This window comes from Actinomadura rubrobrunea NBRC 15275 (assembly GCF_001552235.1).
In the GTDB taxonomy this organism is placed as follows: domain Bacteria; phylum Actinomycetota; class Actinomycetes; order Streptosporangiales; family Streptosporangiaceae; genus Spirillospora; species Spirillospora viridilutea.
In genome coordinates this window covers 1-884 of sequence record NZ_BCQU01000222.1, presented here as the reverse complement: position 1 = coordinate 884, position 884 = coordinate 1, and the positions used below count along the sequence as shown (strand labels likewise).

Sequence of the window (884 nt, the reverse complement as noted above, 5' to 3'; positions counted from 1 at the left end):
CAACAACACCACGGGGGAGATCAAGAGCCAGACGGTGTTCATGGGCGACTTCCCGCTCATGACGCCCAAGGGCACGTTCATCATCAACGGGACCGAGCGGGTGGTGGTGTCGCAGCTGGTCCGCTCGCCCGGTGTGTACTTCGATCGCGCGTTGGACAAGGCGTCGGACAAGGACGTCTTCGGGTGCAAGGTGATCCCCAGCCGGGGTGCCTGGCTGGAGTTCGAGATCGACAAGCGCGACAACGTGGGTGTGCGCATCGACCGCAAGCGCAAGCAGCCGGTGACGGTGCTGTTGAAGGCGCTGGGGTGGGATGAGGCGCGGATCCGCGAGCGGTTCGGCGGCTATGAGTCGATGCTGGTGACCTTGGAGAAGGATCACACGTCGGGTCAGGACGACGCGCTGCTGGACATCTACCGCAAGCTGCGTCCGGGTGAGCCGCCGACGAAGGAGTCGGCGCAGACGCTGCTGGAGAATCTGTACTTCAATCCCAAGCGGTACGACCTGGCCAAGGTGGGCCGGTACAAGGTCAACAAGAAGCTCGGTCTGGATGTGGACATGAATGTCGGGATCCTGACCGAGGACGACATCGTGGCCACGATCGAGTACCTGGTGCGGTTGCACGCGGGTGAGGAGGAGGCCACGGTCGGTGCGGTGCCGGTGCCGATCGAGGTGGACGACATCGACCACTTCGGCAACCGGCGGCTGCGCACGGTGGGTGAGCTGATCCAGAACCAGGTGCGGCTGGGTCTGGCGCGGATGGAGCGGGTGGTCCGGGAGCGGATGACCACCCAGGACGTCGAGGCGATCACGCCGCAGACGTTGATCAACATCCGGCCGGTGGTGGCGTCCATCAAGGAGTTCTTCGGCACCAGCCAGCTCTCCC

At 64.5% G+C, this 884-nt stretch carries 1 pseudogene; it reads left to right on the top strand.

The window, feature by feature from the left end:
* A pseudogene (locus AR3_RS29130) lies at positions 1-884 on the top strand (DNA-directed RNA polymerase subunit beta); the annotation flags it as partial.